13 protein-coding genes are annotated in these 16,395 nt (G+C 63.4%); 3 read left to right on the top strand and 10 right to left on the bottom strand.

The window, feature by feature from the left end; translation table 11 throughout:
• Nucleotides 1-126: 126 nt before the first annotated feature.
• The 4 genes from glmM to J3489_RS16380 form a co-directional block, all read right to left on the bottom strand.
• The gene (glmM, locus tag J3489_RS16395; RefSeq protein WP_206999699.1) at nucleotides 127-1,485 is read right to left on the bottom strand and encodes a phosphoglucosamine mutase; all 1,359 of its coding nucleotides are present in this window, start codon (nucleotides 1,483-1,485) and stop codon (nucleotides 127-129) included.
• A 27-nt stretch (nucleotides 1,486-1,512) separates the two neighbouring features.
• The gene (folP, locus tag J3489_RS16390; protein WP_242540062.1) at nucleotides 1,513-2,484 is read right to left on the bottom strand and encodes a dihydropteroate synthase; all 972 of its coding nucleotides are present in this window, start codon (nucleotides 2,482-2,484) and stop codon (nucleotides 1,513-1,515) included.
• 16 nt (nucleotides 2,485-2,500) lie between these two features.
• The gene (gene ftsH, locus J3489_RS16385; protein ID WP_206999698.1) at nucleotides 2,501-4,387 is read right to left on the bottom strand and encodes an ATP-dependent zinc metalloprotease FtsH; all 1,887 of its coding nucleotides are present in this window, start codon (nucleotides 4,385-4,387) and stop codon (nucleotides 2,501-2,503) included.
• A gap of 191 nt (nucleotides 4,388-4,578) precedes the next feature.
• The gene (locus J3489_RS16380) at nucleotides 4,579-5,241 is read right to left on the bottom strand and encodes an RlmE family RNA methyltransferase (RefSeq protein ID WP_206999697.1); all 663 of its coding nucleotides are present in this window, start codon (nucleotides 5,239-5,241) and stop codon (nucleotides 4,579-4,581) included.
• A gap of 200 nt (nucleotides 5,242-5,441) precedes the next feature.
• On the opposite strand from J3489_RS16380, the gene J3489_RS16375 reads away from it, so the two are divergent.
• The gene (locus J3489_RS16375) at nucleotides 5,442-5,969 is read left to right on the top strand and encodes a YhbY family RNA-binding protein (protein WP_206999696.1); all 528 of its coding nucleotides are present in this window, start codon (nucleotides 5,442-5,444) and stop codon (nucleotides 5,967-5,969) included.
• Nucleotides 5,970-6,075: 106 nt separating this feature from the next.
• On the opposite strand, the gene J3489_RS16370 is transcribed toward J3489_RS16375, so the two are convergent.
• From J3489_RS16370 to gloB, 6 genes are all read right to left on the bottom strand, one after another.
• The gene (locus tag J3489_RS16370; RefSeq protein ID WP_206999801.1) at nucleotides 6,076-6,549 is read right to left on the bottom strand and encodes a DUF4149 domain-containing protein; all 474 of its coding nucleotides are present in this window, start codon (nucleotides 6,547-6,549) and stop codon (nucleotides 6,076-6,078) included.
• 51 nt (nucleotides 6,550-6,600) lie between these two features.
• Nucleotides 6,601-7,077 (bottom strand): transcription elongation factor GreA, encoded by a 477-nt coding sequence (greA, locus tag J3489_RS16365; protein ID WP_206999695.1) that lies wholly within the window; start codon nucleotides 7,075-7,077, stop codon nucleotides 6,601-6,603.
• Nucleotides 7,078-7,217: 140 nt separating this feature from the next.
• Complete coding sequence (gene carB / locus J3489_RS16360; protein WP_206999693.1) at nucleotides 7,218-10,472, bottom strand: carbamoyl-phosphate synthase large subunit; 3,255 nt, start codon at nucleotides 10,470-10,472, stop codon at nucleotides 7,218-7,220.
• A gap of 145 nt (nucleotides 10,473-10,617) precedes the next feature.
• The gene (gene carA, locus J3489_RS16355; protein WP_206999691.1) at nucleotides 10,618-11,772 is read right to left on the bottom strand and encodes a glutamine-hydrolyzing carbamoyl-phosphate synthase small subunit; all 1,155 of its coding nucleotides are present in this window, start codon (nucleotides 11,770-11,772) and stop codon (nucleotides 10,618-10,620) included.
• A 644-nt stretch (nucleotides 11,773-12,416) separates the two neighbouring features.
• Nucleotides 12,417-14,087 (bottom strand): transglycosylase SLT domain-containing protein, encoded by a 1,671-nt coding sequence (locus J3489_RS16350; protein ID WP_206999690.1) that lies wholly within the window; start codon nucleotides 14,085-14,087, stop codon nucleotides 12,417-12,419.
• Between the two features lie 160 nt (nucleotides 14,088-14,247).
• Complete coding sequence (gene gloB / locus J3489_RS16345; RefSeq protein WP_206999689.1) at nucleotides 14,248-15,051, bottom strand: hydroxyacylglutathione hydrolase; 804 nt, start codon at nucleotides 15,049-15,051, stop codon at nucleotides 14,248-14,250.
• 19 nt (nucleotides 15,052-15,070) lie between these two features.
• Between gloB and J3489_RS16340 the strand changes: the two genes are divergently transcribed.
• A complete protein-coding gene (locus J3489_RS16340; RefSeq protein ID WP_206999688.1) occupies nucleotides 15,071-15,916 on the top strand; it encodes a class I SAM-dependent methyltransferase in 846 nt (281 codons plus the stop codon).
• Nucleotides 15,906-16,373, top strand: a complete 468-nt coding sequence (rnhA, locus tag J3489_RS16335) for a ribonuclease HI (protein ID WP_206999687.1) — start codon at nucleotides 15,906-15,908, stop codon at nucleotides 16,371-16,373. The genes J3489_RS16340 and rnhA overlap by 11 nt, the downstream gene beginning before the upstream one ends.
• Nucleotides 16,374-16,395: the final 22 nt, after the last annotated feature.

Below are 16,395 nucleotides of genomic sequence, written 5' to 3'. Positions count from 1 at the left end.
TCGCATGACACATTCGGACGCGGCTTTCAAAAAAACCAATGGGCTGATGAAAGCTTTGGGGCCGGGGTGCGACAGCTTGCCGCACCCCGGCCCCGCTTGCAGACTTCTTGCAGGCGCGTTCGCCGCTCAGGTCGCGACCGCCTTCACCACACGCGCGATGCTCTCCGCGTGCTCCAGCGCGTCCGGAGCATGTTCCGCTTCCACCATCACGCGCAGCACCGGCTCGGTGCCGGACGCCCGGATCAGCACGCGGCCCGCGCTGCCGAGCGCACGCTCCGCCTCGCCGATCGCTTGCCGGATCGCGTCACTGCCCTTCCAGTCGGCGCCCGGCCGCATCCGGACGTTGATGAGCGTCTGCGGAAACAGCGTGACGCCCTCGAGCAGGTCGGCAAGCGAGCGGCCGCTGCGCTTCATCGCCGCGAGGATGAGCAGCGCGGAAACGATGCCGTCGCCGGTTGAATGCCGGTCGAGCGACAGAATATGTCCCGAGCCTTCCGCGCCAAGCTGCCAGCCGTGCTCGCGCAGCTTTTCGAGCACGTACCGGTCGCCGACCGCCGCCCGCACGAACTTCACGCCTTCGCGCTCGAGCGCGACTTCGACCGCCATGTTGGTCATCAGCGTGCCGACCGCGCCGGGGACGCTGCCGTGAGTCGCGATGCGGTCCTTGACGAGCACGTACAGCAGTTCGTCGCCGTTGTAGAGGCGCCCCGCCGCATCGACGACTTGCAAACGGTCCGCGTCGCCGTCGAGCGCAATGCCGAAATCCGCGCGATTCGCACGCACCGCTCGCATCAGCGCATCGGGCGCGGTTGCGCCGACACCGTCGTTGATATTGAAGCCGTTCGGAGCGACGCCGATCGGAATGACGTCCGCGCCGAGCTCGTGGAACACGTGCGGCGCGACGTCGTACGCGGCGCCATGCGCGCAATCGACGACGAGCTTGATCCCGCGCAGATCGAACGCCGCCGGGAACGTGCTCTTGCAGAATTCGATGTAGCGGCCGGCGGCGTCATCCAGCCTGCGCGCCTTGCCGAGGCGCTCGGACGGCGCGCACTCGAGCGGTTCGTCGAGCTGCTTCTCGATCTCCAGTTCGACATCGTCCGGCAGCTTGTTGCCGTCGGCCGAAAAGAACTTGATGCCGTTGTCAAAGTACGGGTTGTGCGACGCGCTGATGACGACGCCCGCCGCAAGCCGCAGCGCGCGCGTCAGATAAGCGACGCCGGGGGTCGGCATCGGACCGGCCAACATGACGTCGACACCGGCCGCCGAGAAGCCCGATTCGAGCGCGGCTTCGAGCATATAGCCCGACACGCGCGTGTCCTTGCCGATCAGCACCGTGGGGCGCGTGCCCGTCTTCGCCCAATTGTCCGCGCCGGCGAGCACCTTGCCTGCCGCATACCCAAGCCGCAACACAAAATCCGGCGTGATCGGCGCCTCGCCGACTTTGCCCCGAATGCCGTCTGTACCGAAATAGCGACGTGCCATATTGAATATTTCTCCTCGTCTACTGATTCAGCCGCGTCGTGTCGCATCGCGCACGGCGGCCCATATTTTCATCGCGTCCACGGTTTGCGCGACCTCATGCACGCGCACGATCGCGGCGCCACGTTCGGCCGCGCACACTGCCGCGGCGATGCTCGCCGCGACGCGCTCCGGTGCGGGACGCCCTATCACCGCCCCCAGCATCGACTTGCGCGACATGCCGGCGAGGATCGGGAACGGCCTCGCGCCGGCGGGCGGTCGCGGCGCCGTATCCTGCAAATGCGCGAGCAGCGCGTAGTTGTGCTCGACCACTGACTTGCCGAATCCGAAGCCGGGATCGACGCTGATGCGCCCGCGAGCGACGCCCGCCCCCATCAACGCGTCGACGCGAGCATCGAGAAACGCGCGCACGTCTTCGACCACATCGCGATAAGACGGCTCACCGCGCTGCATCGTCTGCGGTTCACCGAACATGTGCATCACGCACAGCCCGCAGCCGCTATCGCGCACCGCGTCGATCGCGCCTTCCTGCCGGAACCCCCAGATATCGTTGATCAGATCGGCTCCCGCCGCCAGCGCTTCGCGCATCACCTGCGGCTTATAGGTATCGACCGACAGCGGCACATTCGCATCGCGCAACACCTCGACGAGCGGTAAAACCCGCTCGAGCTCCTCGTCGAGCGGCACCGGCGGAGCGCCCGGACGGGTCGACTCGCCGCCGATATCGATGATGTCCGCCCCGTCCATGAGCATCCGTTCCGCTTGCCGCAGCGCCGCGCCGCGCTCGACATAACGGCCGCCATCGGAAAACGAGTCAGGCGTGACATTGAGGATGCCCATCACGAGCGGGCGTTCGAAGGACAGCGTGAACCGGCCGCATTGCAGCGGTTCGGGAATGACAAGGCTAGAGAGATCGGCGAGCGACACGACGGGAAACAAGCGGGTGGGGAAACTGGGATAAACGAAAAAACGGGCCGGTGTGAAACCACACCAGCCCGTCATTCGCTCACGCGCAAAATCACGCCGGTGCGGTGGCGCTGCCCGGCTTGACTTCGGTGCCGGCGCTACCGCTGCTGCCCGACGAGGTGTCCGTGGGCACGCTCTTCGGCGAGCGCGGCGGCCGGCCTTCCATGATGTCGTTGATCTGATCGGCGTCGATCGTTTCCCATTCCATCAGCGCCGCGGTCATTGCCTCGACCTTGTCGCGGTTTGCTTCGAGCAGGCGGCGCGCCAAGCTGTACTGTTCGTCGAGCACGCTGCGGATTTCCGCGTCAACTTTCTGCTGCGTCGCTTCGGAAATGGTCCGCGTGAAGCCGCGGCCAAACGGCGACGCATCGTTTTCGTCGTCGACGTAGACCATCGGCCCCAGTGCATCGGTCATGCCAAAGCGGGCAACCATCGCGCGGGCGGTCTGGGTCGCCTTATTGAAGTCGTCCGACGCCCCCGTGCTGATCAGGTTCAGGAACAACTCTTCCGCAACACGGCCGCCGAACAGGATCGCCAGACGGTCCAGCAGATAGTCCTTCGAGTACGTTTCGTTATCGTGTTCCGGCAGCTGCCACGTGACGCCAAGCGCGCGGCCGCGCGGAATGATCGTGACTTTGTGGACAGGATCGGCCTTCGGCAACAGCTTCGCAATGACCGCGTGACCTGACTCGTGGTACGCCGTCGCGCGCTTTGCCTCTTCGCGAATCACCGCCGACTTGCGCTCCGGACCCATGAAGATCTTGTCCTTCGCGTCTTCGAAATCCTGCATCTCGACGATGCGCTTGCCACGGCGTGCCGCAAAGAGCGCCGCTTCGTTGACGAGGTTCGCGAGGTCGGCGCCGGAGAAGCCCGGCGTGCCGCGCGCGATCACCGCCGCATCGACGTCGTTTGCGATCGGCACCTTGCGCAGGTGCACCTTCATGATCTGCTCGCGGCCGCGGATATCGGGCAAGCCGACATACACCTGGCGGTCGAAGCGGCCCGGACGCAAGAGCGCTTTGTCGAGCACGTCCGAACGGTTGGTTGCCGCGATCACGATGACGCCCGAGTTCGCCTCGAAACCATCCATTTCGACGAGCATCTGGTTCAGCGTCTGCTCGCGTTCGTCGTTGCCGCCGCCCATGCCGGCGCCGCGATGACGGCCGACCGCGTCGATTTCGTCGATGAACACGATACACGGCGCGTGTTTCTTCGCCTGCTCAAACATGTCGCGCACGCGGGCGGCACCCACGCCGACGAACATTTCGACGAAGTCCGAACCCGAGATCGAGAAGAACGGCACCTTCGCCTCGCCGGCGATCGCACGGGCGAGCAACGTCTTACCGGTACCCGGAGGGCCGACGAGCAGCACGCCGCGGGGAATGCGGCCGCCGAGCTTTTGGAACTTCTGCGGATCGCGCAGGAAGTCGACGAGCTCCGAGACTTCTTCTTTGGCTTCGTCGCAGCCGGCGACGTCGGTGAAATTAATGGCGTTGTTGTTCTCGTCGATCAGGCGCGCACGGGATTTGCCGAACGAAAAGGCCCCGCCTTTGCCGCCCCCCTGCATCTGCCTCATCATGTAGAACCAGAACCCGATGATCAGGATCGTCGGCCCGAGGTAGTACAACGCGGAGACCAGCGCGTTCGGCTCTTCGTCAGCCTTGCCGCTCACCTGCACGCCGTATTTCATCAGGTCGCCGACCATCCAGATGTCGCCGGGAGACACGATCTGATACTTCTGACCGTCCGCTGGAGTGACCGTGAGATTCCGCCCCTGGACGATGACGCTCTTGACCTTGCCGTTCTTGGCGTCGTCCATGAATTGCGAGTACGAAACGCCTTCCTGAACGCGGGGCTTGTCGAACTGCTTGAACACTGTAAACAGCACCAGTGCGATGACCAGCCACACTGCTGCCTTCGAAAACATATTGTTGTTCAAAGCACCACTCCTTCACTGAAGACCATGCGCCTACATTTTCCTTGCGGCGCCATCAAGTCATTCTAATCCAGACCGGGGGCCCCTGCCATAACGTTTCTCTACCGCTTACATAGCTTGCCGGGCTGTTGCGACGGCATTTTCGCGGCAATTATCGCGCTTTCGGCGGAACCTCGACCCGCACCTCTCGCCCTTTACGCCGGGCGCTTCAGGTGCTTACCCAAAATAAATGTTTCCGACGATTTGTCCCGCGACGCTTTCGGTTTGCGCGCGGCAACCGTCTTAAATTGATGCTTGAACTTTTCGACAATCTGACTGTAGCCGCTGCCGTGAAAGCATTTGACTAAAAGGGCACCATCCGGCTTCAGGTGGTTTTGCGCAAACTCGAGCGCGAGATCGCACACATGCTCGATCCGCGCCGCGTCGGCCACCGCCACTCCCGACAGATTGGGTGCCATGTCCGAAATTACAAGATCCACTTGGCGGCCGCCGACGACTTCTTCCAATTGGCTCAAAACACTGTCCTCGCGGAAGTCGCCCTGAATGAAATGCACGTCGGCGATCGGCTCCATCGGCAGCATGTCGAGCGCAATGATCGTGCCTTCGATACCGCCCTCGCGGACTGCATCGCGCCGCGCGCTCTGCGCGAGCTTGTTGCGCGCATACTGACTCCAGCTCCCCGGCGCCGAGCCCAGGTCGACGATGATCTGCCCCGGACGGATCAGTTTGTCCTGCTCGTCGATTTCCTTCAGCTTGTAGGCGGCGCGCGCACGATAGCCTTCCCGCTGCGCCATCTTCACGTACGGGTCGTTGATGTGGTCATGCAGCCACGATTGATTGAAGCGGTTTTTTGCCATTAACAGTTGAACTCTTGCTGCGTGATGCGGCGCTTTTAGCGGATAATACGCGTCTTATCGGCGCGGCTTCCGGCTTTCAAGCGGCAAGCCGCGATTCTACGTTGTTCTGATGCGCCGCCGTGCCGCGTGCACGTTCATGCGGCCCTCCGCCGCCCTGCCGTGCGGGCGCCATCATTTTAGTCGAGTCGTACAGTTTCCCTATGCCAGCCCTCAAAGTCTCCCCCGCCGAACGCGCGGACTTGCGTTCCCAGGCCCATGCGCTCAAACCGGTCGTGCTGATCGGCGCCGAAGGTCTGACTGATGCCGTGCTGGCCGAGATCAAAGTCCACCTCGCTGCGCACGAACTGATCAAGATTCGCGTGTTTGGCGACGAGCGCGAAGCGCGCGTCGCGATCTACGAAGAGATCTGCGATCGATTGAACGCTGCACCGATACAGCATATCGGCAAGCTGCTCGTGATCTGGAAGCCGGAAGCGGCCGAGCCGGCCGCCAAGACTAAGCGCGCAGGCGGTTTGCCGAGCGCGCGCGAAGCCGCCGGCGAAAAGCCCGCCGGCGGCGCCGCGCCGCGCATCGTCAAAGTCGTGAAGCAGACGGACAATCCGGTGCGCCGCCCGCGGCCGCAAAAAGTCGTGGTTCGCGGCAATGAGCGCGTGACGGCAGGCGGCAATGTCAAGCGCGCGAAAAAGCGCCAGACCAGCGCGAAGCGCCAGCATCAGACCGTAAAGTAAATCGAGGGTTGCGCTGCGTGCGCCATCCGCGCAGCGCTGACGCCATCAATGGCAGCGGCTCGGTCAGGCCGCGCTACCGCCCGGCACCGCCGGACGCCGCCCCGCGTCAATGACCCGCGCTCTTGGGCGCGCCGACCTCTACCCGCCCGGACACACCATCGCCCGCTGGCAGCTTCCAAATCAGGACGAGGCCAAGCAGGCTCTCAATCACGTAAAACAAGCTCGACACGCCGTGCAACATGCCGAAACGCGCCGCATAAGCCGAGTGTCCGACGTCCGCGCCTTCGGCAAGGGCCGCGAGACGCAGCGCGTTCATGAACGGCTGCAATGCAAAGTAACCAAACAGCACGCAAATCAGCATGCCGGTCAACACCCAGCGCAGCCGTCGGTACGCTGTCGCGCCACGGCGCACCAGCAAATTGCCGAGCGCCAGCAGCAAGACGCCGCACAGCACGCCTACGATCGCTTCGATGCGAAAAAGCTGCGCGGCAACCGCGCCCGCCGAGATCCGATCGAGCATCACGAACAACGTAGGCGCGGCTGCATAGCCGATGGTCAACAAGCTGCCGACCCAGATCATCGTCAACAGCCGGAACACGCGATGAGGTACCGGAGACACGAACGCGCGCCTTTAGACGTAGCGGACCGCGATGATTTCGTACTCGCGCACGCCACTGGGCGCCTGCACAGAAGCGACGTCGCCTTCGAACTTGCCGATCAGCGCACGCGCGATCGGCGAGCTGATCGAGATCAGACCATGCTCGAGATCCGCCTCATCGTCGCCGACGATCTGATAGGTAACGGTATCACCCGAATCGAGATCCTCGAGCTCGACGGTCGCCGCAAACACAATGCGGCCCTCCGCGTCGACCGCGGACGGGTCGATTACTTGGGCCGCAGCCAGCTTCGATTCGATCTCCGCAATGCGGCCTTCGATGAAACCCTGCTTCTCTTTCGCAGCGTCGTACTCGGCGTTTTCCGACAAGTCGCCTTGCGCGCGCGCTTCGGCGATGGAATTGATGACTGACGGACGCTCGACCGATTTCAGTCGTTGCAGTTCGTCGCGCAATTGGTCGGCGCCACGCTTCGTCAATGGAATCGTGCTCATAGAATTCAGTAGCAAAAAACGGCAATAAAAAAGCACCGCGGTTAAGTGCATCCCGCCGGGCGCCGCATGCGAACTCGCGCTGCAGCCCGGGGGACGCCGCTTAACCGCGGCATCGATCGGTTGGACAGATTGTCGAGGCTTTAGTTTAGGCGAGCATGGAGTCCTTGTAAATCATAGACTTCCAAGTTCTTCAGATAGCGCAGACCCTCTACCGCGGCACGCGCGCCCGACATCGTCGTGTAGTAAGTGACCTTGTTCGCCTGCGCGCTCATGCGGATCGAACGCGAGTCGGCGATCGCCGCGCGCGTTTCGTCGACGGTGGTGAAGACGAGTGCAATCTCGCCGTTCTTGATCATGTCGACGATGTGCGGACGGCCGTCCTTCACCTTGTTCACGACTTTCACCGGCACGCCGGCCGCCTCGATCGCCGCCGCCGTGCCCTTCGTCGCGACGAGCGGATAGCCGAGCTCGTGCAGCATGCGCGCGACTTCGACGGCCTTCGCCTTGTCGGCATCCATCACGGTCAAAAGCACTGTACCCGACTCGGGCAGGCGCGAGCCCGCTGCGAGCTGCGACTTGAAGAGCGCTTCGCCGAACGTCTGGCCCACGCCCATCACTTCGCCGGTCGAACGCATTTCCGGTCCGAGCACCGGGTCGACGGTCGGGAACTTGACGAACGGAAATACCGCTTCCTTCACGCTGAAGTACGGCGGCTCGACTTCCTTCGTGACGCCCTGCTCCGCGAGCTTCTGGCCGACCATCGCGCGCGCGGCGATCTTCGCGAGCGGCAGGCTCGTCGCCTTCGAGACGTACGGCACCGTGCGCGACGCGCGCGGATTCACTTCGAGCACGTAGATCACGTCCTTCACGGAGCCATTGTCTTGCGGTACCTGCTGGATCGCGAACTGCACGTTCATCAAGCCGATCACGTTCAGCGCCTTCGCCATCGCGGCAGTCTGGTGCTTCAGCTCGGCGACGGTGTCCTTCGACAGCGAGTATGGCGGCAACGAGCAGGCGGAATCGCCCGAGTGCACGCCCGCCTGCTCGATGTGCTCCATCACGCCGCCGATGAACACCGCGTCGCCATCGGAGATGCAATCGACGTCGCATTCGATCGCGTCGTTCAGGAAGCGGTCGAGCAGCACCGGCGAATCGTTCGACACCTTCACGGCCTCGCGCATGTAGCGCTCGAGATCGCGCGGCTCGTGGACGATTTCCATCGCGCGGCCACCCAGCACGTACGACGGACGCACCACGAGCGGGTAACCGATTTCGTCGGCAAGCTTCAGCGCTTCGTCCTCGGTGCGCGCCGTGCGATTCGGCGGCTGGCGCAAGTTGAGATCCTGCAAGAGCTTCTGGAAGCGCTCGCGGTCTTCGGCAGCGTCGATCATGTCCGGCGAGGTGCCGATGATCGGCACGCCGTTCGCTTCGAGATCGAGCGCGAGCTTGAGCGGCGTTTGGCCACCGTATTGGACGATCACGCCGAGCGGCTTTTCCTTGTCGACGATTTCGAGCACGTCCTCGAGCGTGAGCGGCTCGAAGTACAGGCGATCGGACGTGTCGTAGTCGGTCGAAACGGTCTCGGGGTTGCAGTTGACCATGATCGTTTCATAGCCGTCCTCGCGCATCGCGAGCGCCGCGTGCACGCAGCAGTAATCGAACTCGATGCCCTGACCGATCCGGTTCGGGCCGCCGCCCAGCACCATGATTTTCTTGTTGTTGGTCGGCTGCGCCTCGCACTCTTCTTCGTACGTCGAGTACATGTAAGCGGTCTTCGTCGCGAATTCCGCGGCGCAGGTATCGACGCGCTTGTAGACCGGGCGAACATTCAGTTCGATACGGCGCTTGCGGACATCGGCCGGCGCGGCACCGAGCAGCTTCGCGAGACGGCGGTCCGAGAAACCGCTTTGCTTGAGATAATGCAGTTCTTCCTTCGTCAGGCTCACGAGCGTGCGGCCGGCAAGTGCCTTTTCCTTCAGCACGATCTGCTCGATCTGCGCAAGGAACCACGGGTCGATCGCGGTTTCCTCGAAGATCTCCTGCAGGCTCATGCCGACGCGGAACGCGTCGCCGACGTACCAGATCCGGTCCGGACCGGCTTCGCCGATCTCGCGCACGATCTCGTCGCGGCTCGTGGTCTTTTCGTCGAGCCCGTCCACGCCGACTTCGAGGCCGCGCAGTGCCTTCTGGAACGACTCCTGGAACGTGCGGCCGATCGCCATCACTTCGCCGACCGACTTCATCTGCGTCGTCAGGCGCGGATCGGCTTCGCGGAATTTCTCGAATGCAAAGCGCGGGATCTTCGTGACGACGTAGTCGATTGTCGGCTCGAACGAGGCCGGCGTCTGGCCGCCTGTGATTTCGTTCTTGAGTTCGTCGAGCGTGTAGCCGACCGCGAGCTTCGCCGCGACCTTCGCGATCGGGAAGCCGGTCGCTTTCGACGCGAGCGCCGACGAGCGCGACACGCGCGGGTTCATTTCGATGACGATCACTCGGCCGTCCTGCGGATTGACCGAGAACTGCACGTTCGAACCGCCGGTATCGACGCCGATCTCGCGCAGCACCGCGAGCGATGCGTTGCGCAGCAGTTGGTATTCCTTGTCGGTGAGCGTCTGCGCAGGCGCGACGGTGATCGAGTCGCCCGTGTGGATGCCCATTGGATCGAGGTTTTCGATCGAGCAGACGATGATGCAGTTGTCCTTTTTGTCGCGGACCACTTCCATCTCGTACTCTTTCCAGCCGAGCAGCGACTCTTCGATCAAGAGCTCGCGCGTCGGCGACAGGTCGAGCCCGCGCTTGCAGATCTCTTCGAATTCCTCACGGTTGTACGCGATGCCGCCACCCGAGCCGCCCAGCGTGAACGAAGGACGAATCACGACCGGATAGCCCATGGTGTTGGTGGCCGCCGCGATCTCGTTTTGCACCTTCAGCGCTTCTTCCATCGAATGCGCGCTGCCCGATTTCGCCGAGCCCAGGCCGATCTTCGTCATCGCGTCCTTGAACTTCTGACGGTCCTCAGCCTTGTCGATCGCTTCCGGCGACGCGCCGATCAGCTCGACGTTGTATTTCTTGAGCACACCATGATGGTGGAGATCGAGCGCGCAGTTCAGTGCGGTCTGCCCGCCCATCGTCGGCAGGATCGCATCCGGGCGCTCCTTCGCGATGATGCGCTCGACCACTTCCCACGTGATCGGCTCGATGTAGGTGACGTCGGCCGTGTTCGGGTCGGTCATGATCGTCGCCGGATTGCTGTTGACGAGAATGACCTTGTAGCCTTCCTCACGCAGCGCCTTGCATGCCTGCGCGCCCGAGTAGTCGAACTCGCACGCCTGGCCGATGATGATCGGACCCGCGCCGATGATGAGGATGCTCTTGATGTCTGTCCGCTTGGGCATAACGCTCTCGCTAATGGATTCCTGAGTTCTTTCTGTTGGCGCGCTGCCGGGCGGCGCGCGCTCGTGTGCGTTTTCGGGCTGGCGCGACATGCCGTGTCGCGCTGCGCTGCCGCCGCTCGGTTTGCCGTTATCGCCTGGTCGTTCGTTACGCTGCCGCGTTGCTGCGCGCGCGCTTCGCGTCCATCAACACGGTAAAGCGGTCGAACAGATAGCCGATGTCGTGCGGCCCGGGCGACGCCTCCGGGTGTCCCTGGAAGCAGAACGCCGGCTTGTCGGTCAATTCGAAGCCCTGGAGCGTGCCGTCGAAAAGCGAGATGTGCGTCGCGCGTGCATTCGCGGGCAACGTGTCGGCATCGACCGCAAAGCCGTGATTCTGCGACGTGATCACGACGCGGCCATCGATCAGATCCTTCACCGGGTGATTGGCGCCGTGGTGGCCCGTCTTCATCTTCATCGTCTTCGCGCCGACCGCAAGGCCCATGATCTGGTGCCCCAGGCAGATGCCGAAGGTCGGCACGCCGCGTTCGATGAACGTCTTGGTCGCGGCAATCGCGTAGTCGCAAGGCTCGGGATCGCCAGGGCCGTTCGACAAGAACACGCCGTCCGGATTGAGCGCCAGGGCTTCGGCCGCGCTGGCCTGAGCCGGCAGAACGGTGACCTGGCAGCCGCGCTCGGCCAGCATGCGCAGGATGTTGTGCTTGACGCCGTAGTCGAACGCGACGACGCGATACTTCGGCGTGCGTTGCGCGCCGTAGCCGCCTTCAAGGCGCCATTCGGTCTGAGTCCATTCGAACGGCTTCGTGGTCGAGACGACCTTCGCGAGATCCATCCCGGCGAGCCCCGGGAACGAGCGAGCGAGTTCGATGGCCTCGGCTTCGTCGCCGCTGCCGGCGAGAATGCAGCCGCTTTGCGCGCCCTTGTCGCGCAGCACGCGCGTCAGCTTGCGCGTGTCAATGCCCGCGATCGCGACGACGCCCTCATCTCCCAAGTACTCCGAGAGCGTACGTTCCATCCGGAAGTTGGACGCGAGAACCGGCAGATCACGCACGATCAGGCCGGCGGCATGGACTTTCGTCGCCTCGACATCTTCAGCATTGACGCCGACGTTGCCGATATGAGGATACGTGAGGGTAACGATCTGGCGCGCGTAACTCGGGTCCGTCAGGATTTCCTGATAGCCGGTGATCGCGGTATTGAACACGACTTCGCCGATCGTGTGACCGGGCGCGCCGATCGAATAGCCACGAAAGACCGTGCCGTCGGCGAGCGCGAATATTGCGGGAGAAAAAGACGGCAACACGAGAGGCTCCTTGGGGGAACACCCTGTTGCCGACCTGTCTCTCCGACGTGCGGGCTCTCGCTTGAATCGCGACCATCGCAAAAATGTGCGTGCGAGGAGCCCGCTCGCTGTCGCGGCTGACGTTGGAGGGCGCAATGCAGTCCGTCGTACGGACGCCTCGGCAGCACGCTCCAATCACGCCAAATCACGCGATATGCGGCGGATAAACGGTGTGGGGAAGGTAGGCGCTAGGGTGCGGGTTGATTAGTGCAAACTTTCAAATTATAGCGGGAAATAGGCCTTCCCTCAATCGCGAAATGGTGACGGAAGCCATGCGACAGACTCTCGCAAGGCGGCTCACCGCGCGGCGGGGCTCCGCGAAGCGCAACTTGTAATGCGGCGATCGTACACCCGCCGAAGATCCCCGCAAACGCCGCGAGTCATGCTCGGGTCGACCGCTCTGCATGGGACCCGAGTAACCGCTGAAGCGCTAACTCGGGTCGACCGCTCTGCATGGGACCCGAGTAACCGCTGAAGCGCTAACTCGGGTCGACAAACGAAAACGCCGTCACACACGTGACGGCGCCTGAAAAGAACGAGAGGTGATCGGAGCGCACTTCATGCGCTGCCCCCGCAGCGCATGGGGTCACCTTCGTGGGAGCCGCTTATTGTGGCTTGTGCTTCTGCGCCCCGGCCGCAGTCTTCGGGCGGCTAGCTGCAGCCTTCGACGCCTTGTTGGTCGAGCTCGGCGAACCCCCGGCTTTCGACGACTTCGACTTGCCGGCCGGATCGGCCACCTTGACGGCCTTGGCCGTCGCCTGACCCCGACCCTTCTTGCTATCGTAGCGCGAATTATTCTTCGCGTCCGAAACGCGCGCATCGACCTTCTCGATGCGGCCGCCGGCCGGAATCGCCGTGGCGATCTTCTGCGGTCCGGGCTCGGCCGGCATCGCCTTGCCGACCGGCACGTGCAGAACGATCACCTGACCCGGCATCACAACATCGCGCTTCGTCTTGTTCCAGCCCTTCAATTGCGCGACGGAGACGCCGTAACGGCTCGCCAGCGCCGACATCGGCTGGTTGCGGCGAACGCGGATGAGCATCTTGCGCGTATCGGGGACGTCGGGCTCCATCGCGAGCACTGCGCTTTCGGCGACGTCGGCGCTGATGTCCTCGTCGTCATCATCGGTGCGCGGCACGACGAGCGTCGAACCCGACTTCAAGCGCATGCCCACCGGAATCTTGTTCACCGACATCAGCGTGTCCGCGTCGACGCCGATCTTCTCGGCGAGCGCCGCAGGCGTCGTGCGCTCGTTCACCGTGTAAGTGGTCCACGACGACAGCGCGCCGGAGTACGACTTCAGATTGCGCTCGAACGCGCTGGCGTTATCGAACGGCAGCAGGATCTGCGGCTGGGTCGCACCGAGAATGACCGGCTTCGAGAACGACGGATTGAGCGAGCGGAACTCGTCGGTCGTCATGTTCGCGAGCTTCGCGGCCATCGTCACGTCGATGTCGTGCGACGTCGTGACCGTCACGAAATACGGGTGGTTCGGGATGTCCGGCAGCGTCAGGCCATACTGCCGCGGGTTCATCACGATGTTCTTGATCGCCTGCAGCTTCGGCACGTAGTTGCGCGTCTCGTTCGGCATGCGCAGGCTTTGATAGTCGGTCGGCAGGCCGGCCGCCTGGTTGCGGGCGATCGCGCGCTGCACATTGCCCTCGCCCCAGTTGTATGCGGCAAGCGCCAGATACCAGTCGCCGAACATGTCATGCAGACGGGACAAGTAATCGAGCGCCGCGCTCGTCGACGCGAGCACGTCGCGGCGCTCGTCCTGCCACATGTTCTGCTTGAGCTTGTAGGTCTTGCCGGTACCCGGCACGAACTGCCACATCCCGGCCGCCTTCGCGACCGACAGCGCCTGCGGGTTATACGCGGATTCGACGAACGGCAAGAGGGCAAGCTCGGTCGGCATGTTCCGCGCCTCGAGCTCTTCGACGATGTGATACAGGTACTTTTGCGAGCGCTCCGTCATGCGCTGGACGTAGTCCGGGCGCTGCGCATACCAGTTGGCCTGCATGTCGACGAGATCGCTTTGCAGGTCGGGAATCTGAAAACCACGGCGTATGCGGCCCCAAAGATCAGCGTCTTGACTCTCCAGTTGATCAACCGAGCTGTTGTCGACATCGATGGTTTCGTTGGCGGCGGCGGTCTTGCGGAGGGTATCGGATACGGCTTGCGGATCAGAAGCTGCAGCTGGATTGGACGCTATCGGGCCTTGGCTCGCGCACGCGGCGAGCGTCAGGACCAATAGCGCGCTGGAAATGAATCGCATGGAACGTCTCGGATTCCAAAAGGCTGGAAATTGCAGGCGATAGTACGAAAGTGTGCCTCCTGCGTCAATAAGAAAAAGGCGAAAAAAAACCTTCGAAATCTGAGGGTTGGCACACGTTCTCTAGTATTGAGATGAGCTTGTCCCCCAATTCTTCATTTCCTCAGCGGAATCGATTTTTCCACTCGCGCATCAGCGTGAACGAGGTCAGCCGATCCGGCACCGTTTCGTGCAATTGCTCGGCAAGCGTGTGCTGGACTGCGGCCACGTCCGCGCGCAGGAACGGGTTCACGGCGCGCTCATGCGCGATCGTGGTCGGCAAGGTCGGCTCGTTGCGCGCGCGGCGTGCGTGCGCTTCTTCATGCCAGGCATGCAAGTCGGCATTGCCCGGTTCGCAAGCGAGCGCGAACTTGATGTTCGACAGTGTGTACTCGTGCGCACAATGCACTTCGGTCGCGCCCGGCAATGCGGCGAGGGCATCGAGCGACGCGAGCATCTGGCGCGGCGTGCCCTCGAAGAGACGCCCGCAGCCGCAGGCGAACAGCGTGTCGCCGCAGAACACGTGCGGCGTGCCGCGCGGATCGGCAGCCTGAAAGTAGGCGATGTGGCCGCTCGTGTGGCCCGGGACGTCGAGCACCGTGAATTCGGCGGCAGGCGACGCGATCTGCACGCGGTCGCCGCCGCGCAAGCGTTGGGTCAGGCGGTCGATCGCCTCGTCGGCCGGACCGTACACGGCCAAAGGATGCGATGCGGGCTGAGTCCTCAGCAACTCGGCCACTCCGCCGACGTGGTCCTGATGGTGGTGCGTGAGTAAAATAGCGGTCAGCCGCCACCCCCGCTTCGCCAGATACGCGCGGACCGGAGCGGCCTCCCCCGGGTCGACGGCAAACGCGTCGCACCCGTCGGAAACGAGCCAGATATAGTTGTCTTCAAATGCCGGCACCGGCACGTATTCCAGCGATTTCATAGGCGACGCCATCCTCCATATGCCTGATCGATCGATTATAGACTGGCCCGCCTGGACCGATTCGCCGCCCGGACGCTACGTGCTCGCATGGGAGCAGGCGCAGTTGGATCGGGTCGTGTCCAACGTTTTCGGTTATCACGCGCTGCAGCTCGGCCTACCCCAGCTCGACGCACTGCGCGAGAACCGGATGCCGTGCCGCGGCCTGGTCCTCGACGCAGCCAGCGGCGCCAGCGCCCCGTACGAATACCCGCGCGCGAACTCGCTTGCCGGCTGCGGCGAATCGGCCACGCCCAGCGACCGTCACGCACCCGACGGCCGCACGACCGTCTGGTGCGACCTGCTCGATCTGCCGTTCGAAGCGCAGAGCGTCGATCTCATCGTGATGCCGCACACGCTCGAATTCACGAGCGATCCGCACCGCCTTCTGCGCGAAGCCGAGCGCGTGCTGATGCCCGAAGGCCAACTGATCATCCTCGGCTTCAATTCGCTGAGCCTGTGGGGCGCGCGGCAATCGTTCGGCAAGATGGCGGGGCGTCCTTTCGTGCCCGCCGCGCACGACCTGATCGCGTTCACGCGGCTCAAGGACTGGATCAAGCTGCTCGGCTTCGAACTTGAACGCGGACGCTTCGGCTGCTATCGTCCGCCCCTCGCCACCGATAAATGGTTCGCGCGCTATGCGTTCATGGAAGCAGCCGGCGACCGCTGGTGGCCGATCTTCGGCGCGTCCTACATGGTCACGGCGATCAAGCGCGTGCGCGGCATGCGCCTCGTCGGCGCGATGAAGGTGAAAAAGCCGGTCTTGGCTCCCGGCCTCACGCCCGCGGCCACCCAGAAAACCCATACCACCCGGAAATATGACATCTGAGCTCATCGAAATCTTCACGGACGGCGCCTGCAAGGGCAACCCCGGCCCCGGCGGCTGGGGCGCGTTGTTGCGCTACGGCACGCAGGAAAAGGAACTCTTCGGCGGCGAAGCGTCGACGACGAACAACCGGATGGAACTGATGGCGGTGATCGCCGCCCTCGAAGCGCTGAAGCGCCCCTGCAAGGCGATCGTGCATACCGATTCGCAATACGTGCAAAAAGGCATCAGTGAGTGGATTCACGGCTGGAAGAAAAAGAACTGGATGACCGCAGCGAAGACCCCGGTGAAGAACGCCGATTTGTGGAAGCGGCTCGACGCGCTCGTCGCTCAGCATGAGATCGAATGGCGCTGGGTCAAGGGCCACGCGGGACACCCCGAGAACGAGCGCGCCGACGCGCTCGCGAACCGCGGCGTGGCCGCGCTCGCCGAAAGCCGAGCGCGCACCGCCCTTCCTTAACTCGACTGACGAATCAAGCTAT

It is taken from the genome of Trinickia mobilis, from assembly GCF_017315705.1.
GTDB lineage: Bacteria > Pseudomonadota > Gammaproteobacteria > Burkholderiales > Burkholderiaceae > Trinickia_A > Trinickia_A mobilis.
Note: the sequence above shows the minus strand (reverse complement) of the source record. Positions and strands in the feature narration are given on the sequence as shown.